The organism is Cypionkella sp. (assembly GCF_030652235.1).
Classification (GTDB): Bacteria; Pseudomonadota; Alphaproteobacteria; order Rhodobacterales; family Rhodobacteraceae; genus Cypionkella.
Window position 1 is genome coordinate 67,469 of record NZ_JAUSBA010000022.1, and the last position, 22,846, is coordinate 90,314.

Below are 22,846 nucleotides of genomic sequence, written 5' to 3' on the forward strand. Positions count from 1 at the left end.
ACCGCCATAACCCCATGATTTACTCTAAATCGAGCTATTGTCCACGCGTGGACACGCCAAAATCACCGCGTCAAGATCATCCGATCCCCGGAAATCTGAATCGAAAACCGCCCCAAATAATCCATGCCCAACAGCGAGCCCTGCATCGCTGCCTCATTCACAAACGCTGAGACACCTTGGTCTTCAAATGGCCCGAAAACCACGCTGTCCAAGCTGACCCGCGCCGTCCGAACCATCCCGTTGGCTGTCTGTGCCTGCCCAAGATAGTTCAAACCGCCCAGATCAATCCCCACCGCAGCCGCGTCCTCGGGAGACAAAACAATCCCGGTCGCGCCAGTGTCAGCCATGAACTCCATCTCATGCCCATCCACCGCCAGCCGCAGATAATAATGCCCATCCCTGTCGCGCGGAATCTCCACCCGATCCGCCTGCACAATCTGATCCGATCGAACATCGCGCCGCAGATCGTTCCACAGCCCATACCCCGCCACTAGGCCAACAAAGATCAGCCCCCAAGCCATCGCCACCCGCAAGGCCTGTCCCAAACGCTGCCGATACTCCACGATCACCCAACCCCCGACCGCCGTCAGCAGCAGCCCCAGATACGCCAGCCGTCCCAGATCGTCGCCATTCATCCGATCAACCCAGTGCCGCGCACGCCATCAATTACAAATTGCACAGACAGTGCCGCCAGCAGCATCCCCAACAGCCGGGTGATCACAATCGTGCCCGTGCGGCCCAACAACCGCTCTAGATAGGGTGAGGCGAGCAAAAACAGATAGGTCGCAAAGATCATCCCGGCAAGCAACCCCAGCACGGCCGCTGTTCCCAACCAGCCATCGCCGGATTTTCCGACCAGCAGGATCATCGTCGCAATCGCGCCGGGTCCTGCAATCAAAGGGGTGGCGAGGGGAAACACCGAAGGATCGTGATCAGGGTCCGGCTGCTGCCCCTCGCGGCGCTGAGTGCGGCGTTCAAACAACATATCAAGCGCGGTGAGAAACAACAGGATACCGCCGGCGATGCGGAAGGCGGGCATCGAGATGCCGATGAACCCCAGCAGGGCTTCGCCCAACAGCCCGAACAGGGTCAGCAAGACAAAGGCGATGATGCAGGCCCGACGCGCCATGCGGCGGCGGTGCTCGGCGTCCATGCCTTGGGTCAACGCGATGAACAAAGGCACCAAACCGGGCGGGTCGATCACCACGAACAGGGTCGCAAACGCGGTGATCAGGAACGCGGTTGTCATGGTTTGGTGGCAGTCTCCAGTTTTTCTTGCGCGGACACCCACATCGCTTCGGCGCGATCAAGTGCGTCCATCACTTCGGCGTATTTCTTGTTCCAAGTGTCCAACTCACCGGCGCGGGCGGATTCGTACAATTCGGGATCGGCGAGTTTCTTCGCCAAACGGTCGCGCATTTGGTTCAGCTTGTCGAGGCGTTCTTCGGATTTCTTGACTTCCGAGCGCAGGGCTTTGACTTCGTCCTGGCTGACTTTCTTCGGCTTTTCAGTGACTTTGACAGGCTTGGCTTCTTCGTCGCCTGCCAAAAGCTGACGGCGGTAAGCTTCCAGATCTTCGGTATAGGGCGTGACTGCGCCGCCCTTCACCAGCCAAAGACGGTCCGCGACCAGCCCCAGAAGGTGCATGTCGTGGCTGACAAGAACCACCGCACCGGAGTATTCGGTGAGCGCCTCGACCAAAGCCTCGCGGCTTTCCATGTCGAGGTGGTTGGTTGGCTCGTCGAGGATCAGCAGGTGCGGGGCGTCAATGGTTGCCAGCAGCAGCGACAGGCGGGCTTTTTGACCACCCGACAGACGACCGACGGCGGTTTCGGCTTGGTCGGCCATCAGGCCAAAGCCCGCAAGCCGCGCGCGCAGGCGGGGTTGGCCCTCGGCGGGACGCAGGCGCATGACGTGTTGCAACGGGGTTTCGTCGATCATCAATTCATCGACCTGGTGCTGCGCGAAATAGCCGATGCGCAGTTTCGACGATTGCACCATCTTGCCTTCGCAGGCGACAAGTTTGCCAGCAAGCAGTTTGGACAGCGTGGATTTGCCTTCGCCATTGCGGCCCAGAAGCGCGATGCGGTCGTCTTGGTCGATGCGCAAAGACAGCTTTTTCAGGATCGGGGCGCCGCCATAGCCGACAGCCACGCCTTCCATATTGATGATGGGGGGCGAGAGTTCTTCCGGCACCGGGAAGGTGAAAACCACCTTCTTCGCATCCTCGGGGGCGGTGATCGTCTCCATCTTTTCCAGCATTTTCACGCGGGACTGCGCTTGCGCGGCCTTGGAGGCTTTGGCCTTAAAGCGATCCACAAAGGCTTGCAGGTGCGCGCGCTTGGCGTCTTGTTTGCGAGCTTCGGCTTGCAACACCGAACGACGTTCGGCGACTTGGCGGGCAAATTGGTCGTAGGGGCCGGACCAATATGTCAGCTTTTTGTTGTCCAGATGCAGGATGCCGGTGACCGAACGGTTCAATAGGCCACGGTCGTGGCTGATGATCAGCACGGTATGCGGGTATTTCTGCAAATAACTTTCCAGCCACAAAGAGCCTTCCAGGTCGAGGTAGTTGGTCGGCTCGTCCAAAAGCAGATAGTCGGGTTGCGCGAACAACACGCCTGCGAGGGCCACGCGCATCCGCCAACCACCCGAGAAATCCGAGCAGGGGCGTTGTTGGGCTTCGGTATCAAAGCCGAGACCCTTCAGGATGTTGGCGGCGCGACCTTCGGCGGACCATGCATCAATGTCGTTCAGGCGGTGCTGAATTTCGGCGATGCGGTGCGGGTCGTGGGCGGTTTCTGATTCCAACAGCAAAGCCGCGCGCTCGGTATCGGCGGCCAGAACCGTGTCGATCAGGCTGGTCGAGGACGACGGCACCTCTTGCGCCACACCGCCGATGCGGGCGCGCGAGGGCATGGAAATGTCGCCGCTTTCCAGCGCCAGTTCCTTTTTGATCAGCCGGAACAGCGTGGTTTTGCCAGCCCCGTTGCGCCCGACAAGACCGACCTTATGGCCCGTGGGAATGGTTGCAGAAGCGCCCTCAAACAGCGGGCGGCCTTCGACGGAATAGGTGATGTCTTCGATTTTAAGCATGCGCGGGGATTGCCTTAAGCGGCGGGCGGCGTCAACCGGGGAAGGGAATTTGGCGCGCTTTATCCGGGTCTGCGGGCGTTGTTGACGGCTTTTCAAGCCGCATGACCCGTGATAGCAGGCGCGGAAGAGTATTCCGGGCGATTTTGCCCTTTGTTATGGAGAGCCAAATGGCCGTCGAACGCACCCTGTCGATCATCAAACCCGATGCAACCAAGCGCAACCTGACCGGCAAGATCATCGCCAAATTTGAAGATGCTGGCCTGCGGGTCGTGGCATCAAAGCGCATCCATCTGTCGCCCGCACAGGCTGGCGCGTTTTATGCAGAGCATGCCGCACGCGGCTTTTACGGCGAGTTGTGCGAATTCATGGCGTCTGAGCCGGTTGTGGTTCAAGTGCTGGAAGGCGAATCCGCGATTGCAAAAAACCGCGAAGTGATGGGGGCTACTAACCCGGCGAATGCTGATGCGGGCACGATCCGTAAGGAATTCGCTTTGTCGATGGGCGAAAATTCGGTGCATGGTTCGGATTCGGAAGCTTCGGCTGCGCGCGAGATCTCGTTCTTCTTCTCGGGTCTTGAACTGGTCGGCTGATACCGTTTTACCGCAGGGCGGTTTGCGTTTTAGCTGACGCAAGCCGCCTTTTTGATCATCCACGTTGACTTCAGGTCGGAGGTTGTTTTCCCAGCTGGGAGCCTTTTGTGGTCTTAAGTAATCCGCCCGCAATATGTTGTGTTTGTGGTGCGATTTTTTGGTGAGAGTTGCGGCCAAAGGTGCAACTCTTCTCAGCCGTGGGGCTTCTCGATCACCCCAAAGAATTGCAGGGCCGCTTCCAATTCGGAGCGGCCTTGTGCTTTTGAGCCGACCCGCTCGGCTTTGATCGCATCGAAGCGGGCGCGCAGCGCCTTTTTCTCATCACCTTGGCAATCGTTCCACGGGCGACCCTGCAAGCCCATATGCAGCACGTAATAGCCAATGAAATGGGCTTGGGTGCCCGCGTCCAGCAGGCGACGGTAGGCTTCGTCGGCGCCGAGTTCGCGGATTTCTTCCGCAGAATGGATGCCTGCCTTGGCGAAGGCCACTTCCGAGGCGGGGCCGAGGTTGGGTATGGTTGAAACGGGGCTTGGCATACGGCACCTGAAAATGACAAAGGCCAGCCTAGCGGCTGGCCTTATGGTCGTAAAAGCGAAATCTTTAGATCGACGCCCAATCGCGGAAAACCGTGCCGCTTTGTTGCTGCGGGGATCCGCCCTGCTGGCCCTGCTGTTGCGGGGCCGGGGATTGCGCGCCACCTTGCTGAGGTTGGGCGGGCTTGGAGGTAGACATTTGACTGCTCCGGTCGTTGTTTGGCGTTCTGCCATTTTGCTAAACTGCTCCGCCCTTGCGGCGGTGTTGCGACCGGATCAAGGAAGGATTACGGCCATTTATATACCAACCGCGACGCCCGCAATAGAATTTGCCTTGCCAAGCAGGCATTTGGTTTCACTTTGTTGCGATTATGTGTGCCGCAAAGCCGATCTCATTGAGGGCGGAGAGTATTGATTCGGCACTGGGCGTGCCTTCGACCTCAACTTGACGGGTGGTCAAATCGACGGTGATGGCGCGGGTTCCGGGCAGGGCTGTGAGTGCCGCGGTCACCGAGGCTTTGCAGTGGCCACAGTTCATGTCGGGGATCGAGAGTAGGGTCATGGGGAGCTCCTTTTCTGGCTAGAAGATGGGGGTTCCAGTGGGGGGAAGGTCAAGAGGGCGATTTAATTTCTTGCAGGGCTTGACGTTCCTGTCACTGGAACCCCCATATCGGATATCAAAGGAGACTTCCGATGGACAAGCTGGCGGCGAAAATTAACCTGAGTGTCGAGGGCATGACCTGTGCTGCCTGCACCGGGCGGGTGGAACGGGTGCTGAAGGCGCAAGTGGGCGTGGTGGATGCGGTGGCGAACCTTGTGACGCGGCGGGCCGAAGTGACGGTGTCGCAGGCGGTCGATCCTGTAGGGCTGGCGCTTGCGGTCAGCAAGGCGGGTTATGCCGCGACCCCTTTAGCGCAAGCGGTGGTGCATGATCCGGGGGCCGAGCAACGCGCGTTGTGGCGGGCCACGGCTCTTGCGGCTGTGCTGACCCTGCCGGTGTTCGTGGTCGAGATGGGCGGGCATTTCATCCCTGGCTTTCATATGGTGCTGCACGGGTTGATCGCGCAGCAAAGCTTGTGGCTGGCCGAGTTTGTGTTGGTGACGCTGGTGCTGCTTGGGCCCGGGCGGCGGTTTTTCAGCAAGGGCTTGCCCGCTTTGGCGCGGGGTGGCCCGGATATGAACAGCCTTGTTGCGGTGGGCAGTGGGGCGGCCTGGGTCTATTCCAGCGTGGTGACGTTTTGGCCCGCTTTGATCCCGCAAGCTTCGCGCTCGGTGTATTTCGAGGCGGCGGCGGTGATTGTCACCTTGATTTTGCTGGGCCGCAGCCTTGAGGCGCGGGCGCGTGGCCGGGCGGGGGCTGCGATTGCACGGCTGGTGAAGCTGGCGCCGAAAACTGCGCGGCGCCTGGTGGATGGCTTGGTGCAAGAGGTTGAGGTGGCATCTTTGCTGCCGGGGGACCGCGTGCAGATCCGGCCCGGAGAGCGGATTCCGGCGGATGGCCTGGTGGTCTCGGGCCATTCGACGGTCGACGAGTCGATGTTGACCGGGGAGCCTTTGGGGCAGGAAAAGCTGGACGGTGCACGGCTGACGGGGGGCACGGTGAACGGCACTGGGGCCATGGTGATGCAGATCACTGAGGTTGGGGCCGCCACGGTGCTGGCGCGAATCATCGCGATGGTCGAGGCCGCGCAGGGTGGCAAATTGCCAGTGCAGGCGTTGGTGGACCGGATCACGTTGTGGTTCGTCCCCATGGTGATGGCGGTGGCAGCGCTGACCGTGCTGGTCTGGTTGATCTTCGGGCCGGGTCTGGCCGAGGCGTTGGTCGCAGGGGTGTCGGTGCTGATCATTGCTTGCCCCTGTGCGATGGGGTTGGCGGTGCCGGTCTCTATTCTGGTTGGCACTGGGCGGGCGGCGGAACTGGGGATTCTGTTCCGTAAAGGTGAGGCCTTGCAACGACTTGAGTCTGTGCGGCTGGTGGCGTTTGACAAGACCGGCACCCTGACGATGGGGCGGCCCGTGGTGCAAGCGGTGGTCGGCGGTGCGGGCGTGCTTGAGATTGCGGCAGCGGTCGAGGCGGCGTCAGAGCATCCTTTAGCGGCGGCTGTCGCGGCAGAAGCGGCGCGGTTGGGGTTGCAGGTGGCTTTGGTGCAGGGGTTTGAGGCCGAGCCGGGGCAGGGTGCGCGGGCTTTCCTAGACGGTGTGGCGGTCAGTGTTGGCTCGGCACGGATGTTCCCTGACTTGGATGCGGGGCTGGCAGAGCAAGCTGCTGCAGCGCAGGCCAAGGGGCAGGGTGTTTTGTTTGTGGGGCGAGACGGTAAGGCGATTGGCATGATCACGGTGGCCGATCCGATCAAGCCCTCTGCGCAGGCGGCAGTGGCCGCACTGCAAGCGGCTGGCGTGCGGGTGGCGATGATCACTGGCGATGCCGCGGCCACGGCGCGGGCGGTGGCGAGGGTGCTTGGTATCACCGAAGTCCATGCCGGGGTGCTGCCTGCGGGCAAGGCTGCGGTGATCGCTGGCCTTGGCGCGGATGTGGGTTTTGTCGGCGACGGGATCAACGACGCGCCCGCGCTGGCAGCGGCAGAGGTGGGCTTTGCGATGGGCACCGGCACTGATGTGGCTATCGAGGCCGGGGATGTGGTGCTGATGACAGGTGATCCGTTGGGCGTGGTGCGGGCGCTGGAACTTTCACGCGCAACCATGCGCAATATCAGGGAGAATCTGCTTTGGGCCTTTGGCTATAACGCCGCCTTGATCCCAGTGGCGGCTGGGGTGCTGGTGCCATTCGGTGGCCCACAACTGTCGCCGATGCTGGCCGCGGGGGCGATGGCTTTGTCGTCGGTTTTTGTACTGTTCAACGCGCTACGATTGCGGCGCTTCAAAGGAGCACGCGCATGAATATCGCCGAAGTTGCCAAAGCGGCGGGGCTGCCTGCCAAAACCATCCGCTATTATGAAGACATCGGCCTGATCCAGCCCAAGCGCAGTGAGAACGGCTACCGCGCCTTTGCCGAGAGCGATCTGCACAAGCTGGCCTTTGTCGGGCGGGCGCGGTCTTTGGGGTTCTCGATTGTGGAATGTCGGGCACTGCTGGCGCTTTATGAGGACCGCGCGCGGGCGAGTGGCGATGTCAAAGCGCTGGCGGTGACGCATCTGGTTCAGATCAGGGCCAAGATCGTCGAACTGCGCGCGATGGAGGCGACTTTGGCCGATCTGGTGCAGGCCTGTAACGGCGATCATCGGCCGGATTGCCCGATTCTGCGCGGGCTTTCTCAGCCGGTCTCAGGCGACTCGCAGTAGCTTTTCAAGGTCGGTATTACCGCCGACGAGGTCCTGCAGGCTGACCGCATCGAGGGTCTTGTAGAAGCCCTCGAGCGCGTTGGTCAGCACGCATTTTAACCGACAGGCGCCGGATAAGGGACAGGAGCCGGATTGCTCGGCACAATCGGTGAAGGGCAAGACCTGCTCAAAAATCCGAAACACCGTGCCGACCTTGATCTCGGCAGCATCAGACCCCAGCATCATACCGCCCGCCCGTCCGCGCCGGGTTTTCAGCAAGTTCTGCCGGGCCAGCAGATGGATCACCTGCGCCAGATGGTTTTCGGACGCGCCGCAAGCAACCGCAATCTCGTGCTTTTGCACGATGCGACCTTTGTTCACTGCGCAAAACATCAGCGTGCGCATCGCCAAATTGGTGCGTGTGGTCAGGCGCATGGGCTCTCCGATCCTGCAAGATTTGACGCAGTTTTGCGCAGTTTTTTGCAGTCTGCCTTGATTCAGATCAGATACAGCATTGTACCGCAGACTGAGGCCTGCGCGGGGTTTGGGCCGTGATCGTTTTTATTGGATGGGATCAAAGCGCTTTGATCAAGAAAACCTCTCTAATAAAAAAGAAAAACATAGTGAAATCTCAAATTGTTTGCGGTAACAAGAAAGCGGTTTGAATGATTTGTGCTGAGACCGGGTTTTGGCTGACGCCGCAGGGGTATGGTGCTTGCTTGACCCGGGACAGCAGAGAGATAGTCTCAAAGACAACCGAAATGGAAAGATGTGGAACGCGCTTTGAAGGATATGGATCTGACCCCGGCTTTGCTGAAAACCGATGTGCTGCGGCACCTGACCTTTACCATTGGCAAAGACCCGGCCAATGCCAGCGCGTATGATTGGCGCATGGCGCTGTCGTTTGCCATTCGTGACCGGATCATGGAGCCGTGGTTTGCCTCGACCCGCCGGACGTGGGCGGAAGATCGCAAGCGGGTGTATTATCTGTCGATGGAATTCCTGATCGGGCGGCTTCTGGAAGATGCCACGGTCAACCTTGGCCTGCGCGACATTTCGGAAGACGTGATGCGTGACTTTGGGCAAGACTTTCACGCGCTGGTGGAAGGAGAGCCGGATGCGGCATTGGGCAACGGCGGATTGGGGCGGTTGGCGGCGTGTTTCATGGAAAGCATGGCGACGGTGGGCTGCCCGGCTTATGGTTATGGCATCCGCTATGAGCACGGGCTGTTCCGGCAAAGTTTTGAGCGCGGTCAACAGGTTGAGATGCCGGAAGATTGGCTGTCACACGCCAACCCTTGGGAGTTTGCGCGCCCGGAAAGCGCCTATGTGATCCCGTTCAAGGGCGCGGTCGAGGTCAAGGACGGCAAGGAAATTTGGGTTCCGGCGGAGACGGTTTTGGCCAGCGCTTACGATACCCCGGTGATCGGTTGGCAGGGCAAATGGGCGAACACCCTGCGGCTGTGGTCGGCGAAACCCACCAAGCAGTTCGATCTGGAACGGTTCAATCGCGGCGATTACGCGGCTGCGGCAGAGCCTGAGGCTTTGGCACGCACGTTGTCGCGGGTTCTGTATCCCGATGACACAACCTATCAGGGCAAGGAATTGCGCCTGAAGCAGGAATTCTTCCTGACCTCGGCGGCGTTGCAAGACATCCTGCGCCGCTTCAAGGCCAGCCATTCTGATCTGCGCAATCTGCCCAAACATGTCGCGATCCAGATGAACGACACCCATCCGGCGATTGCTGGGCCAGAATTGATCCGGCTTTTGGTCGATGAAAACGGCATGGGCTTTGAAGATGCCCTCGATACCGCCCGCGATTGCTTGGGCTACACCAACCACACCCTGCTGCCCGAGGCGCTGGAGCGGTGGGCGACCTTTACCTTTGGCAACACGCTGCCGCGCCACATGCAGATTGTCGAGCGGATCGACAGCTGGCACCGCCGCACCTTCAACCCGCCGCATTATATCGGCATCGTCAAGCACCAAGAGGTGCGGATGGGGGAACTGGCGTTCGTGATGGCGCATAAGGTCAACGGCGTGTCAGCGCTGCATTCTGATCTGGTGAAAAAGAACCTGTTCCCCGAGTTGAACGCTTTGCATCCGGGGCGGATTATCAATGAAACCAATGGCGTGACGCCGCGGCGTTGGCTGAAAATGTCGAACCGTCCGCTGTCGACTTTGATCACGGACTCGATTGGCGAAGGCTGGGAAGATGATCTTGACCGTTTGAAAGGGCTGGAGCCTTTGGTCGATGACTCTGCTTTCCGCGCCAAATTTGATGCCGCCAAACGCGCCAACAAGGTGGCTTTGGAGGGTTGGATTGCGCAGGAATGTGGTGTGAAAGTCTCGCCGGATGCGCTGTTTGATGTGCAGGTCAAGCGGATCCACGAATACAAGCGGCAACTGCTGAACATCCTGCAAACCGTCGCGCATTATCAACGCATCAAGGCCAATCCGAAGGCGGCATGGGTGCCTCGGGTGAAAATATTTGGCGGCAAGTCGGCTCCGGGTTACGCGGTGGCAAAGGAAATCATTCATCTTATCAATGATGTGGCGCAGGTTATTAATGCGGACAGTGAAGTCGGCGATCGGCTGAAAGTGATCTATCCGGCGAACTACAATGTCAGCATGGCGGAACGCCTGGTGCCTGCGGCAGACCTTTCCGAGCAGATTTCGACCGCCGGGAAAGAGGCTTCGGGCACTGGCAACATGAAGTTCATGATGAACGGCGCGCCGACCATTGGCACGCTCGACGGTGCGAATGTCGAGATTTTGGCCGAGGTTGGGGCTGAGAACTTCTTCCTGTTCGGCCTGACCACCGATGAGGCGATGAAGCGGCGTGAAGACCCCGAGCAGTCGCGCAAGGCGATTGACGCCAGCCCGGCGCTGCAACTGGTGTTGCAGGCGATTGCCGAAGGCCAGTTCAGCCCGGATCAGAAAGACCGCTATCATGGTCTGGTGCATCGGGTCTGGCACCATGATTACTTCCTCGTTGCGGCGGATTTCGACTCGTTTGATCTGGCGCAAGACCGCGTGGATACCGCCTATGCGGATCGTCAGGCTTGGATTAAAATGGCGGCATTGAACACGGCGCGCTCGGGGTTTTTCAGCTCGGACCGTACCATTCGCAGCTATATGAAAGACGTCTGGACGATCCAATCTGCGCTTTAATATCAAGAGGTTGCCATGACTGACCTGCTCATTGACCCTGGTGCTGCACTCGCGATTGCCGAGGGGCGGCATGGCGACCCGTTCTCGGTACTGGGGTTGCACAAGCGCGGCGGCAAATGGGTGGTGCTGGGGTTTGATCCGGGTGCCGAACATATGTTCGTATTGCCGGGGAAAGCTGGCAAGCCTGTGGCTGCGGTGGCGGTCAAAGGTGCGCCGGGGCTGTTTGTGGCCGAGCTTGCGCGCAAATCGGACTATCGTTTGCGTTGGCAGGGTCATGGTGCAGAATGGGAATGTGAAGACCCGTTCGCATTTGGCCCGGTGCTGGGCGAGTTGGATGAATATCTGTTGGGCGAAGGCAGCCACAAACGGCTGTGGCAGGTGTTGGGCGCGCATATCATCACCCATGAAGGCATTTTGGGCACGCATTTTGCGGTCTGGGCGCCGAATGCCGAAAGGGTTTCGGTGGTTGGCAACTTCAACCAATGGGATGGTCGCCGCCATCCGATGCGCAGGCGCGGCGGCACCGGGGTATGGGAGACGTTTTTGCCCGCGATTGGCGAGGGCGAGGCTTATAAGTACGAAATTCGCGGTCCGGGCGGGGTTTTGCTGCCACTGAAGGCCGATCCGGTTGGGTTTGGATCGGAACATGCGCCGAAGAATGCCAGCGTTGTGCGGCAGATCGAAAATCCGACTTGGCATGATGCCGAATGGATGGCGACGCGCGGGGCCAAGCAGACGATTGATGCGCCGATTTCGGTGTATGAGGTGCATTTGGGCAGCTGGAAGCGCGCGCCGGGTGATCGGATGCTGTCTTATACCGAGCTTGCCGAACAACTGGTCACATATGTTGCCGACATGGAATTCACTCATATCGAGCTGATGCCGATTTCTGAATATCCGTTCGATGGATCGTGGGGCTATCAGCCGGTCGGCCTGTTTGCACCGACGATCCGGCATGGCACGCCGAATGAATTCCGCGCTTTCATGGATGCGGCGCACCAACGCGGCATTGGGGTGTTGCTCGATTGGGTGCCGGGGCACTTTCCAACCGATGCGCATGGCTTGGGGCGGTTCGATGGCACAGCACTTTATGAACATCAAGACCCGCGCGAAGGCTTCCATCAGGATTGGAACACCCTGATCTATAACTATGGCCGGGTAGAAGTTTCCAACTACCTTGTCTCTAACGCGTTGTATTGGCTAGAGGAATACCACATGGACGGCTTGCGCGTCGATGCCGTGGCGTCGATGCTTTACCGTGATTACAGCCGTGAGCCGGGGCAGTGGGTGCCGAACAAAGACGGCGGGCGTGAGAATTACGAGGCGATTGCCGTGCTGCAAAGCATGAACATCACGGCTTACGGCGAGGTCGCGGGCGTGATGACGGTGGCCGAGGAAAGCACGGCGTTTGCAGGCGTGTCGCGGCCAGTGAACCACGGCGGCCTTGGGTTTGGCTTTAAGTGGAACATGGGCTGGATGAATGACACCCTGTCGTACATGCAGAAAGACCCAATCTACCGCCGCTTCCATCATCATCAGATGACGTTCGGTTTGCATTACGCTTGGTCGGAAAACTACATTCTGCCAATCAGCCATGACGAAGTTGTGCATGGCAAAGGCAGCATGTTGCAGAAGATGCCGGGCGATGGTGAACAGAAGTTCGCAAACCTGCGGGCCTACTACGGCTTCATGTGGGCGCATCCGGGCAAGAAGCTTTTGTTCATGGGGTGCGAGTTCGCCCAAGGGAAAGAATGGAACCACAATCAATCGCTGGATTGGCATCAGTTGGACATTCCCGCGCACAAGGGCATGCAAAACCTCGTCCGCGATCTGAACAAAGTTTACCGCGATGTGCCTGCTATGCATGTGAATGACACAAGGCCCGAGGGCTTTGAGTGGATCGAAAACAATGATGCCGAGGCTGGTGTTTATGCGTGGGTCCGCAAGGGCAAGCCCGGTGATGCGATGGTGGTGGCACTGGTCAATATGACTCCGGTGGATCGGGCGTACCGGGTTGGTCTGCCTGCGGCGGGGCAATGGTCTGAGATACTGAACACAGATGCTGCGGTTTACGGAGGAGGTAACCGTGGCAATCTGGGCGGCGTTGTGGCGGAGGCTATCCCGCATCACGGTCGCCCACATTCGGCCTTGGTCAATCTGCCGCCACTCTCGGCGGTTTGGCTAAAGCAGGGTTGAAATCACAGGATAAAAGCGGGCGCAGGCCTGCGTAAAGGGAGGACTACGATGCAACCAAGACCCAACGCCCGCCTGTCATCGCAGGCTATGGCTTTTGTTCTGGCCGGGGGGCGCGGAAGTCGGCTGAAAGAGCTGACAGATCGGCGCGCCAAGCCGGCGGTCTATTTTGGCGGCAAAACCCGGATCATCGACTTTGCTTTGTCAAATGCGCTGAATTCTGGCATCCGCAAAATGGCGATTGCGACGCAATACAAGGCGCATAGCCTGATCCGCCACATGCAGCGTGGTTGGGGGTTCTTTCGGGCAGAGCGCAATGAATACCTAGATATTCTGCCTGCAAGCCAACGGGTATCTGAGAATAAGTGGTATCTTGGCACCGCCGATGCGGTCGCGCAAAACATTGATATCGTTGATTCTTATGGGGTAAAATACATCGTCGTTCTGGCGGGGGATCACATCTATAAGATGGATTACGAGGTGATGTTGCAGCAGCACGTTGACAGTGCCGCCGATGTCACCATCGGCTGTCTGACCGTGCCGCGGATGGAGGCTGTGGCCTTCGGCGTGATGCATGTCGACAAGGATATGCGGATCACCTCGTTTCTGGAAAAACCTGCCGATCCGCCGTCTATCCCCGGTGATCCGGACAATGCATTGGCCTCGATGGGGATCTATATCTTTGACTGGGCTTTCCTGCGCGATCTGTTGATCCGTGATATGGCGGATGACAATTCCAGCCATGATTTCGGCAACGATCTGATCCCGGATATCGTAAAAAACGGGAAAGCCGTGGCGCATAAGTTTGCCGATTCTTGCGTAAAATCGGGGTTGGAGTCAGAGCCCTACTGGCGCGATGTGGGCACGATTGATGCGTTCTGGCAGGCCAATATCGACCTGACCGATTTTATTCCGAAGCTGGATATCTACGATCAAAGCTGGCCGATCTGGACCTATTCCGAGATTCTGCCGCCCGCGAAGTTCATCCATGATGAAGAAACCCGGCGTGGGATGGCGGTGTCATCGCTGGTGTCGGGCGATTGTATCGTCTCGGGCTCGGAAGTGCGCAATTCGCTGCTGTTCACGGGATGTCGCACACATTCGTTCAGCACGCTGGATTATGTTGTGGCGCTGCCGCAGGTGATCGTGAACCGCAGTGCCGAGCTGAAAAACTGCGTGATTGATCGCGGTGTGATCATCCCGGATGGCTTGGTGGTGGGGCAAGACCCTGAAATGGATGCGAAATGGTTCCGCCGGACCGACAGCGGTATCGTGCTGATCACGCAGGATATGCTTGACGCGCGGGCGCGGGCATTGTCCTGACAGGGTAGTCGGGCTGAACGGCTGGGGAGAGCTGCGGCCCTCCCCAGACCCCTCCGGTGGATAGGGAGCGCAGAGGATCATCATGCAGAACGCGGTTGAAATTCGGGGGCGGGTGCTGTCGGTGGCGTCGGAATGTGTGCCATTGATCAAGACCGGGGGTTTGGCGGATGTGGTTGGGGCGCTGCCGGGGGCTTTGGCGAAAGTCGGCTGGGATATGCGGGTGTTGATGCCAGCCTACCGGGCGTTGCGGCCACGCCTTGATGAATTGGATGAGGTTTGGTTCGAGCAAAACCTGTTCGGCGGTGACGCCCGCGTGATGGCGGGCGAGATCGGTGGTTTGCAGGTGATGCTGCTGGATGCGCCGCACCTTTATGACCGCGAGGGTGGGCCGTATTCTGGCCCCGGTGGCGATTGGTTTGACAATGCGCGGCGGTTTGCGGCGTTGTCGTGGGTGGCGGCGCGGATGGCGCGCGACGGCATTGATGGCTGGAAACCCGACATCTTGCACGCGCATGACTGGCAGGCGGGCTTTGCCCCGGCCTATCTATACTACGGCGGCTCCGGCGGTGTGGCTTCGGTGCTGACAATCCATAATATCGCGTTTCAGGGCTGGGCCCCGGCGCAGGCCTTGCTGGATTTGCGCCTGCCGCCTGATCAGTTCTATCCGGGCGCGTTGGAATACTACGGCGGGCTTTCGAGCCTGAAAGCCGGGCTGGTCAGTGCCGACCGGATCACCACGGTTTCCCCCAACTATGCCGCCGAGTTGATGCGGCCCGAGTTTGGCATGGGGATGGAGGGGGTGATCGCGCAGCGCGCGGAGGCGGTTTCGGGGATTTTGAACGGGGTGGATACCGGGGTTTGGTCGCCTGAGGTGGAGCCCATGCCCTATTCGGTGAAAACCTTGAAAGGCAAAGCCGCCAACCGCGCGGCGTTTTGTGCGGAAATGGGGCTGGATGTGCCGGGGCCGCTGGCGATTCTCGTCAGCCGACTTACCGATCAGAAGGGCATTGATCTGCTGGAGGTTTGCATCCCCGATTTCATCGCGGGCGGCGGCGGTCTGGCGATTTTGGGCTCTGGCGATGCTTTGCTGGAAGCCGCGATGCGGAGGTTGGAGGCGCGGTTTCCGGGCCGGATTTCGGTGCGCATTGGCTATGATGAGGCTTACAGCCATCGGTTGTTTGCCGCAGGCGACGCGGTGCTGGTGCCCAGTCGGTTCGAGCCTTGCGGGCTGACCCAGATGTATGGGCTGGCTTACGGGACGGTGCCGCTGGTGTCCTCGGTCGGCGGTTTGGCCGATACGGTGATCCATGCCAGCCCGGCGGCGCTGACGGCGGGGGTGGCGACCGGGATTGTGTTTCATCCGGTGGATGCGACGGGGTTCGGGCTGGCTCTGCGGCAGTTGCTGCAGCTTTACGCACATAAATCCCAATGGGCGCAGGTGCAGAAAAATGCGATGAAGCAGCCTGTGGGCTGGCAGGCCTCTGCCGCCGCTTATGCAGCACTCTATGAGGATATGCTGGCGTGAGCCTATCGGGATACGCCACCGCGGCGGGGCGACCTTGGCCGATGGGGGCCACGTTGACCGATGACGGGGTGAACTTTGCGGTGTTCTCGGCCCATGCCACAGCACTGGAGCTGTGCCTGTATTCGCCGGATGGGCGGCGCGAACAGGCGCGCTTGCCGTTTGCGGACCGCGAGGGCGATGTCTGGCATTTGCATGTGGCGGGCTTGTCTGCCGGGCAGCTTTACGGTCTGCGCGCCTACGGCCGCTATGTGCCAGATGAGGGCCAGCGCTTTAACCCGCATAAGCTGCTGATCGACCCCTATGCGCGGGGTTTGGCGGGGCGGTTGCGTTGGTCGGATGCGGTGATGGGCTACAAGATTGGCGCCTCGCGTGGCGATGGCTCGTTTGATCCCCGCGATAGCGCCTTTGCGGTGCCGAAATCGGTGGTGGTCGATCCCGGTTTTCATTGGGGCAATGACCGCCCGCCGCAGGTGCCAATGGCCGATACGGTGATCTACGAGGCACACGTAAAAGCGTTGACCATGCGCCACCCCGGTATTCCACAAGCGATGCGCGGTACCTATGCGGGCTTGGCGCATCCGGCGATGATCGAGCATTTCAAGCGTTTGGGTGTGACCACGGTGGAATTGCTGCCGGTGCAGGCCTATTTTGACGACCGCTTTCTGGTCGCCAAAGGCCTGCGCAATCACTGGGGCTATCAAACCATGGGGTTCTTCGCGCCCGAGCAGCGTTACGGGGGCGCGCAGCCTTTGCGTGAGATGCAGGCGATGGTGAAGACCTTGCACGCAGCGGGGCTCGAGGTGGTGCTGGACGTGGTCTATAACCACACAGGCGAGGGCGATGCCTGGGGGCCGACCCTGTCTTTCCGCGGCCTTGATAACACCAGCTATTACCGCTTGGTCCAAGGTGGGCGGCACTATGCCAATGATGCGGGCACTGGCAATACGCTTAATCTGACCAACCCGGCGGTGCTGCGGATGGTGATGGATTCGCTGCGCTATTGGGTGCAAGCGGTGCATGTCGATGGCTTTCGGTTTGATCTGGCCTCGGTTTTAGGGCGCGAGCCTGCGGGCTTTGATCCCCAAGGCGGCTTTTTCGATGCGATCCGGCAAGACCCGGTTCTGGCGCGGGTGAAGTTGATCGCCGAGCCTTGGGATATCGGCCCCGGTGGCTATCAACTGGGGGCTTACCCCGCACCGTTTTCCGAATGGAACGACAAATATCGCGACGGCGTGCGCCGCTTCTGGCGCAATGATGCGGGCTTGGCCCCTGAGTTTTCCCGCCGCCTGATGGGCTCGGCGGATAAATTCGACCATTCTCGCAGGCCAGCCACGGCTTCGGTTAATTTCATCACCTCGCATGACGGCTTCACGCTGGAAGATCTGGTCAGCTATACGATCAAGCGCAACCTTGCCAATGGTGAGGACAACCGCGACGGCCATGACGACAATCACGCCGATAACATGGGTATCGAAGGCCCGAGCCCCGACCCCGCGATCCGGGTTGCCCGCGATCTGCGCAAGCGCAACCTGCTGGCGACGCTGATGCTGTCGCAAGGCACGCCGATGCTGCTGGCAGGCGACGAGTTGGGCCATTCTCAGGCGGGCAACAACAATGCCTACGCACAGGACAATGACCTGACGCGGATTGATTGGGGCAATGCCGACACCGTGCTGATTGATTTCGTGGCCAGTCTCATCGCCCTGCGTAAAGCGCATCCGGTGCTGCGGCAAACCCGCTTTCTGCATTCGCAAAAGCGGCAGGCCGATGGCCTGCCCGATGCGATCTGGCGCAGGGCGGATGCGGCGATCCCCAGCCCAAACGATTGGCACGACCCGAGTTTCCGCTGCATTGGGCTGGAATTGCGCATGGCCGCCGAAGGCCCCGATCAGCCTGACGCGCTTTATGTGGTGTTCAACGGCGGCGGGGCGGTGGCTTTGCGCTTGCCCGAAACCGCGGCACAGTGGCGGTTGGTGCTTGACAGCACGCGGCCCGATCTTGCGCCAGAACCCTATACGACGCGGCTGAATATGCCGCCGCAATCTGTTTTCGTCTTTGAACCGCTGCTTACCGGAGGCTCCACATGACCAAGATTTCCACCCAACCGATCGCGGGGCAAAAGCCCGGCACCTCTGGCCTGCGCAAGAAAACCCAGGTGTTCATGGGGCCGCATTACCTTGAGAATTTCGTGCAGGCGATTTTTGATGTGGTCGGCGCGCGCAACGAAGATGGCAGCGGCAAGACCTTCGTTCTGGGCGGCGACGGGCGCTATTTCAACGACCGCGCGGCGCAAGTGATCTTGCGGATGGCGGCGGCGAATGGGGCGCATCGGGTGATCATTGGCCAAGGCGCGATCCTTTCGACGCCAGCGGCCAGCCATCTGATCCGGCTGAACAACACCGATGGCGGGATCATTATGTCGGCCTCGCACAACCCCGGTGGGCCGAATGAGGATTTCGGCGTCAAGTTCAACATGTCGAACGGTGGGCCTGCGCCTGAGGGCATCACCGAAGAGATGTACAAACGTACGACAGAAATCACCGCGTATCACATTGTGGAATCGCAGGATGTTGACCTGTCGGTGATCGGACGCAGCCAGTTGGCGGGCATGATCGTTGACGTCGTCGATCCGGTGACCGATTACGCCACGCTGATGGAAAGCCTGTTTGATTTCCCGGCGATTGCCGCGATGTTCAAAGGCGGCTTTCGGATACGGATGGACAGCATGTGCGCTGTAACCGGCCCCTATGCGGTTGAAATCTTGGAGAAACGTCTTGGTGCTGCGGCAGGCACTTGTGTGAATGCTACGCCTTTGCCGGATTTTGGTGGCATGCACCCCGATCCGAACCCAACTTGGGCCAAGGCGCTGATGGATGAGATGTTCGGCGCCAATGCCCCGGATTTTGGCGCGGCGAGCGATGGTGATGGCGACCGAAACATGGTGGTGGGGGCCGGGGCCTATGTCTCGCCCTCCGACAGCCTTGCGGTTCTGGCGGCCAACGCGCATCTCGCCCCCGGCTATAAAGCGGGGCTGAAAGGGGTGGCGCGCTCGATGCCCACTTCGGCTGCGGCGGACCGGGTTGCGGCCGCGCTGGGGATCGCATGTTATGAAACTCCGACGGGCTGGAAGTTCTTCGGCAACCTGCTTGATGCAGGTCGCGCCACGATCTGTGGCGAGGAGTCGTTTGGCACCGGATCGGACCATGTGCGCGAGAAAGACGGGCTTTGGGCGATTTTGCTGTGGCTGAATATCCTTGCCGTGCGCAAGCAATCAGTGGCGGCGATTCTGGCGGAACACTGGGCGAAGTTTGGCCGTAACTACTACAGCCGCCATGATTTCGAGGCGATTGCCAGTGACAAAGCCGATGCGATGATGGCGGCTTTGCGCGGGTCTTTGGCCGGCCTTGCGGGGACGCAGCTTGAAGGCCTGACCGTGCAAGCCGCCGATGACTTCGCCTATACCGATCCGGTCGATGGCTCGGTCTCGAAAGCCCAAGGCGTGCGGATCATGTTCGAGGATGGCAGCCGCATCGTGCTGCGCTTGTCCGGCACTGGCACCGAGGGCGCAACGTTGCGGCTGTATCTGGAGCGCTATGCGGCAGGGCCCACCGGGCTTGATCTTGACCCGCAAGACGCACTCGCCCCGGTGATCCGCGCCGCGCATAGGCTGGCGGGGATCGAAAGCTATACGGGCCGCGTGACGCCTGATGTGATCACCTGAAGCCAAAATGTCGGTTTCCGCTGAGATGCGGCGGAAACTGACCTTCAATTGTCGGAGTTGACTGCGACCCCGCCCCCAATCGGCGCATCCTTGACACAGGTGTCGAGGGAGATGGCGATGACAGTTCAAGGCGTGCGTTCGGGGCGGCAAGCCCGGCAGGTGGAGCGGGCGAAGAAGGGCGGCGGGATGGGGCGCCCCTATATTGTGCGCAATATCCCGACCTATGATGTGCTGTCCGAAGAAAACCTGCTGAAGGTGGAACACGCCGCCGACCGGATTTTGGCCGAGACCGGCATCGAATTTCGCGATGATGCGGTGGCACTCGATCACTGGAAACGCGCCGGGGCCAAGGTCGATGGCCTGCTGGTGAAATTCGAGCCGGGGATGCTGCGCGAGATCCTGAAATCTGCCCCGCGTGAATTCACCCAGCATGCCCGCAACCCGGCCAATTCGGTGCAGATCGGCGGCAAGAATGTGGTGTTCGCGCCCGCTTACGGTTCGCCCTTCGTGATGGATCTGGATCGCGGGCGGCGGTTTGGCACGCTGGAGGATTTTCATAATTTCATCAAACTGGCGCAATCCTCGCCCAATTTTCACCACTCCGGCGGTACGATCTGCGAGCCGACCGATATTCCGGTGAACAAGCGGCATCTTGATATGGTGCTGGCGCATCTGACGCTGTCGGACCGGCCCTATATGGGATCGGTGACTTCGGAAGACCGCGCCGAAGACAGCATCGAGATGAGCCGGATCGCCTTTGGCCGCGAATTTGTTGACCAGAATTGCGTGATCCTTGGCAACGTGAACGTCAATTCTCCCTTGGTCTGGGACGGCACCATGACCAACGCCCTGCGCGCCTATGCGCGGGCCAATCAGGCGGCGGTTGTGGTGCCCTTCATCCTCGGCGGTGCAATGGGGCCGGTGACCAGTGCGGGCGGCATCGCGCAATCTTTGGCCGAGACGATGGCGGGTTGCGCGCTGACGCAGCTGGAACGCAAGGGGGCGCCGGTGATTTTCGGCAACTTCCTGTCGTCGATGAGCTTGCGGTCTGGCAGCCCGACCTTCGGCACGCCAGAGCCTGCGATTGGCAGCATGGTGATCGGGCAGCTGGCGCGGCGGTTGGGATTGCCTTTGCGGTGTTCGGGGAATTTTACCACCTCAAAGCTGCCGGACGCGCAGGCGATGATGGAGGGCACAATGAGCATGCTGGCCGCGATCCATTGCGGAGCGAATTTTATCCTGCATTCGGCGGGGTTTCTGGATGGCTTGCTGAGCATGTCTTATGAGAAATTCATGCTGGATGCGGATCTGTGCGGCAGCCTGCATTCTTATCTGGACGGCGTGAAGATTGATGATGATCAGCTGGCTGTCGAGGCGTTTGCGGAAGTCGGGCCGGGCAATCATTTCTTTGGCTGCGCCCATACGATGGCGCATTATGAGACCGCGTTTTGGGACAGCGATTTGTCGGATAATGAGCCGTTTGAAAAATGGGAGGCGGCCGGGTCTCTGGATGCTGCCAGCCGGGCCAACAAGCTGTGGAAAAAGCGGCTGGCGGAGTTTGAGGCGCCAGATTTGGACGCGGGAATAGCCCAAGGGTTGGCTGAGTTTGTTGAGGCAAAGAAGGCTTCGGTTGGGGATGCTTGGTATTGAGGTCCCAACTCGGGGCTAAAAAATATACTGTGTTATCAGCGTGTTGATATGGTCAACTTAAGGAAAAATTAACACTTTGACGGCGTAAGGGCGATTTCCGACACGGAAAATCGTGCCGGAAAACGGCTTCGTTTTCCGGCCCTAGCCCCGCAATCCGGTCTTTTCCAGCAGGCCCATGCGCTTGGCCTCATAGTAATAGCCTTTGGCATACCACATCATCGCGCGGTCTTCATTGCCGCGCGACACCAGCCACGCGCCGCGCAGGTATTTTCCGGCGTAATGCAGGTTGGTTTCGGCATCGAGCAAGCCAGAGGCCGGGCCGTGATAGCCCATGGTGGCGGCGGTTTGCGGGTGGATTTGCAGCAGGCCGTAATAGGGGCCGTTGTGTGCTTTTGGATTGTAGCCACTTTCGCGGCGGATTTGACGATGCAACAGGCTTTCCGGGATGTCGTGAATGTGCGCCCATTTCTGGATCAGCGCATGCATCTCGGGCGTGTCGCCGGAAGCGGGTTCCAATTTCGGCGGTCTGGGCCCGCCACAGGCGGCAAGCGTCAGGGCGCTGAGACTGAGAGACAGCAGGGCACGGCGCGACAGGGGCATCAGATTCCTCGGCATCAAGTTTGGGGGCATCAAGTTCCTTGGGGCTACTGGCGTGATAGCGACGCGCGCCCGGTCTGGGAAGGGCCAAGGCCAAGATCGGCGGGAAAAGGTAAGCCAAGCATTGCGGATTGCACAAAACTGGGTCGCAGACAGCGATCTTGGCTTGCTGTCATTCTGTTGTGATCAAAGCTGGGCAGATTGCCGCATATCTTGGGCTTGCGCTTGGCAAAACGCCAGATATGGTTGGGCTTAAGACGACTGCACCCTGTTGACGACTGTTGAAATACGGAGTCTCTTGCGGAATGGACGGCGATTTTAGGACCCAGTTTGTACGCGACCCCGCGGCGCTGAAGCAATTTCCGGCGCTGGTGCTTAATGCGGATTTCCGCCCCTTAAGCTATTACCCGCTGTCGCTGTGGCCATGGCAAGAGGCGATCAAGGCGGCGGTGCTGGACCGGGTGCAGATTTTGGCAGAATACGATCAGGTGGTGCGAAGCCAGCGACAAGAGTTCCGCATACCTTCGGTGGTGGTGCTGAAGGATTATGTAAGACCCCAAAAGCGCGTGGCCTTCACGCGCTTTAATCTTTTTCTGCGCGACGAATTTTGTTGCCAATATTGTGCGGCCAAGGGTGATCTGACGTTTGATCATGTGCTGCCACGCTCGAAAGGTGGCGTTACCAGTTGGGAGAATGTGGTGGCGGCCTGCTCGCCCTGCAATCTGCGCAAAGGTTCGCGGACGCTGAAACAAGCCGGGCTGCATCTGGCAAAAGTGCCAAGGATGCCTACGGCAGAGGAAATGCAGGGCCATGGCCGCCGCTTTCCGCCGAACCACCTGCATGACAGCTGGATCGATTATCTGTATTGGGACGCGGAGTTGGACGCGTAAGTGTCGTCTGCGTGGTCTGTGAAAAACGACCATTAAAAGTCACAAAAACGGGTGTTTTGGTTCCGTAAGGAAGCATCGGATTCACCGGGCCTTGTTTTTGTTCAGTTTCTTGAGTGGTTTTGGTCGAGGCATTTGGCCGCGGCATGAGTAAACTGGTTCTGATCAGCGCAAGATCGCAGGCGTGTCTTGGGTCCAGAATGCTTGATTGGCGGTTGACTGGTCAGAAAGTTCTTTTTTGCTGACTCGGTATTGTGTAGCGCGTCAACCAGTTTGTCC

18 protein-coding genes are annotated in these 22,846 nt (G+C 59.6%); 11 read left to right on the forward strand and 7 right to left on the reverse strand.

The annotated features are described in order from the left end of the window. Nucleotides 1-62: 62 nt before the first annotated feature. The 3 genes from Q7V03_RS06105 to Q7V03_RS06115 are packed head-to-tail and all read right to left on the reverse strand — an operon-like array spanning nt 63 to nt 3,096. A complete protein-coding gene (locus Q7V03_RS06105; RefSeq protein WP_304924718.1) occupies nt 63-635 on the reverse strand; it encodes a TIGR02281 family clan AA aspartic protease in 573 nt (190 codons plus the stop codon). Continuing rightward, nucleotides 632-1,249, reverse strand: a complete 618-nt coding sequence (locus Q7V03_RS06110; protein ID WP_304924719.1) for a MarC family protein — start codon at nt 1,247-1,249, stop codon at nt 632-634. Before Q7V03_RS06110 ends, Q7V03_RS06105 begins: the two co-directional genes overlap by 4 nt. Next, nucleotides 1,246-3,096 carry an ABC-F family ATP-binding cassette domain-containing protein gene (locus Q7V03_RS06115; protein ID WP_304924720.1) on the reverse strand — a complete coding sequence of 617 codons (1,851 nt, stop codon included), beginning with the start codon at nt 3,094-3,096 and terminating at the stop codon, nt 1,246-1,248. Before Q7V03_RS06115 ends, Q7V03_RS06110 begins: the two co-directional genes overlap by 4 nt. Nucleotides 3,097-3,263: 167 nt before the next feature. Between Q7V03_RS06115 and ndk the strand changes: the two genes are divergently transcribed. After that, nucleotides 3,264-3,686 (forward strand): nucleoside-diphosphate kinase, encoded by a 423-nt coding sequence (gene ndk / locus Q7V03_RS06120; protein WP_304924721.1) that lies wholly within the window; start codon nt 3,264-3,266, stop codon nt 3,684-3,686. 191 nt (nt 3,687-3,877) lie between these two features. Here the strand turns inward: ndk and Q7V03_RS06125 are convergent, their stop codons facing one another. After that, complete coding sequence (locus Q7V03_RS06125; protein WP_304924722.1) at nt 3,878-4,222, reverse strand: TfoX/Sxy family protein; 345 nt, start codon at nt 4,220-4,222, stop codon at nt 3,878-3,880. 352 nt (nt 4,223-4,574) lie between these two features. Then, a complete protein-coding gene (locus tag Q7V03_RS06130; protein WP_304924723.1) occupies nt 4,575-4,781 on the reverse strand; it encodes a heavy-metal-associated domain-containing protein in 207 nt (68 codons plus the stop codon). A gap of 131 nt (nt 4,782-4,912) precedes the next feature. Here Q7V03_RS06130 and Q7V03_RS06135 point away from each other — a divergent pair, with 131 nt between their 5' ends. Beyond that, on the forward strand, nt 4,913-7,117 hold the full coding sequence (locus Q7V03_RS06135) for a heavy metal translocating P-type ATPase (RefSeq protein WP_304924724.1): 2,205 nt from the start codon (nt 4,913-4,915) through the stop codon (nt 7,115-7,117). After that, entirely contained in the window at nt 7,114-7,518 is a 405-nt protein-coding gene (cueR, locus tag Q7V03_RS06140) for a Cu(I)-responsive transcriptional regulator (RefSeq protein WP_304924725.1), read from the forward strand. Before Q7V03_RS06135 ends, cueR begins: the two co-directional genes overlap by 4 nt. On the opposite strand, the gene Q7V03_RS06145 is transcribed toward cueR, so the two are convergent. Further along, on the reverse strand, nt 7,501-7,932 hold the full coding sequence (locus tag Q7V03_RS06145) for an Rrf2 family transcriptional regulator (protein ID WP_304924726.1): 432 nt from the start codon (nt 7,930-7,932) through the stop codon (nt 7,501-7,503). The two genes, cueR and Q7V03_RS06145, sit on opposite strands and share 18 nt — an antisense overlap. A 357-nt stretch (nt 7,933-8,289) precedes the next feature. On the opposite strand from Q7V03_RS06145, the gene Q7V03_RS06150 reads away from it, so the two are divergent. The 7 genes from Q7V03_RS06150 (at nt 8,290) to Q7V03_RS06180 (ending at nt 21,083) form a co-directional block, all read left to right on the forward strand. Next, the gene (locus Q7V03_RS06150) at nt 8,290-10,671 is read left to right on the forward strand and encodes a glycogen/starch/alpha-glucan phosphorylase (RefSeq protein ID WP_304924767.1); all 2,382 of its coding nucleotides are present in this window, start codon (nt 8,290-8,292) and stop codon (nt 10,669-10,671) included. A gap of 15 nt (nt 10,672-10,686) precedes the next feature. Further along, complete coding sequence (gene glgB, locus Q7V03_RS06155; RefSeq protein ID WP_304924727.1) at nt 10,687-12,867, forward strand: 1,4-alpha-glucan branching protein GlgB; 2,181 nt, start codon at nt 10,687-10,689, stop codon at nt 12,865-12,867. Between the two features lie 48 nt (nt 12,868-12,915). Then, the gene (gene glgC / locus Q7V03_RS06160) at nt 12,916-14,187 is read left to right on the forward strand and encodes a glucose-1-phosphate adenylyltransferase (protein ID WP_304924728.1); all 1,272 of its coding nucleotides are present in this window, start codon (nt 12,916-12,918) and stop codon (nt 14,185-14,187) included. A gap of 82 nt (nt 14,188-14,269) precedes the next feature. Beyond that, nucleotides 14,270-15,712, forward strand: coding sequence for a glycogen synthase GlgA (gene glgA, locus Q7V03_RS06165; protein WP_304924729.1), 1,443 nt, complete (start codon nt 14,270-14,272; stop codon nt 15,710-15,712). Further along, nucleotides 15,709-17,799, forward strand: coding sequence for a glycogen debranching protein GlgX (glgX, locus tag Q7V03_RS06170; RefSeq protein WP_304924730.1), 2,091 nt, complete (start codon nt 15,709-15,711; stop codon nt 17,797-17,799). Before glgA ends, glgX begins: the two co-directional genes overlap by 4 nt. Then, entirely contained in the window at nt 17,796-19,433 is a 1,638-nt protein-coding gene (locus tag Q7V03_RS06175; RefSeq protein WP_304924731.1) for an alpha-D-glucose phosphate-specific phosphoglucomutase, read from the forward strand. Before glgX ends, Q7V03_RS06175 begins: the two co-directional genes overlap by 4 nt. 117 nt (nt 19,434-19,550) lie before the next feature. Continuing rightward, nucleotides 19,551-21,083 carry a trimethylamine methyltransferase family protein gene (locus Q7V03_RS06180; protein ID WP_304924732.1) on the forward strand — a complete coding sequence of 511 codons (1,533 nt, stop codon included), beginning with the start codon at nt 19,551-19,553 and terminating at the stop codon, nt 21,081-21,083. 141 nt (nt 21,084-21,224) lie between these two features. Here Q7V03_RS06180 and Q7V03_RS06185 read toward each other — a convergent pair whose 3' ends face one another. After that, complete coding sequence (locus Q7V03_RS06185) at nt 21,225-21,683, reverse strand: lytic transglycosylase domain-containing protein (protein WP_304924733.1); 459 nt, start codon at nt 21,681-21,683, stop codon at nt 21,225-21,227. A 302-nt stretch (nt 21,684-21,985) separates the two neighbouring features. On the opposite strand from Q7V03_RS06185, the gene Q7V03_RS06190 reads away from it, so the two are divergent. After that, nucleotides 21,986-22,570: an HNH endonuclease gene (locus Q7V03_RS06190; protein ID WP_304924734.1), complete on the forward strand. Its 585-nt coding sequence runs from the start codon at nt 21,986-21,988 to the stop codon at nt 22,568-22,570. The last annotated feature ends 276 nt before the right edge of the window (nt 22,571-22,846 follow it).